The sequence below is a fragment of the Mesorhizobium sp. M7A.F.Ca.MR.362.00.0.0 genome (genome assembly GCF_004023175.1).
GTDB lineage: Bacteria > Pseudomonadota > Alphaproteobacteria > Rhizobiales > Rhizobiaceae > Mesorhizobium.
This window is the reverse complement of the sequence record NZ_RZTF01000913.1, coordinates 1-477: the sequence shown is the minus strand read 5'-3', so window position 1 is coordinate 477 and position 477 is coordinate 1. Positions and strand designations below refer to the sequence as shown.

Genomic DNA, 477 nt, shown 5'->3' with positions numbered 1-477 from the left:
GAGAATGACGGCGTCGTCATGCCGTCCAAGAACTCGGTCGTTCTGGAAGACCAGTTGCTGAAAGCCGGCGAGGTGCACCGCTCCTTCGAGCTCAACACAGCGATCGTCAAGGCGTTTCATACGATGATGATGATGGCGGTGAAGAGCTGACCATGGACGCACTGACCGCAGCCCTCAAAGTCGCAGCATCCGGCCTCGGCGCCCAGTCGGAGCGCCTGCGCGTGGTTTCCGAAAACCTCGCCAACGCCCAGTCGACCGGCACCGCGCCCGGCTCCGATCCTTATCGCCGCAAGACCATCAGCTTTGTCTCTGAGCTTGACCGGGCCTCCGGCAGTTCAACGGTTGCAGTGAACTCGATCGATCGAGATCCCAGTGACTTTCCAGTCGAGTTCCAGCCCGGCAACGAGGCCGCCGACGAGAAGGGCTACGTCAAGATGCCCAACGTCAACGTGCTGATCGAAATGGCCGACATGACCG

The 477-nt window shown here is 60.8% G+C and carries 1 protein-coding gene and 1 pseudogene; both read left to right on the top strand.

The genetic code is table 11. The features are described from left to right. Nucleotides 1-150 (top strand): annotated as a pseudogene (gene flgB / locus EOC06_RS44705) (flagellar basal body rod protein FlgB); the annotation flags it as partial. A gap of 2 nt (nt 151-152) precedes the next feature. After that, the coding region (flgC, locus tag EOC06_RS38490; RefSeq protein WP_128310178.1) for a flagellar basal body rod protein FlgC at nt 153-477 on the top strand (325 nt) is incomplete at its 3' end.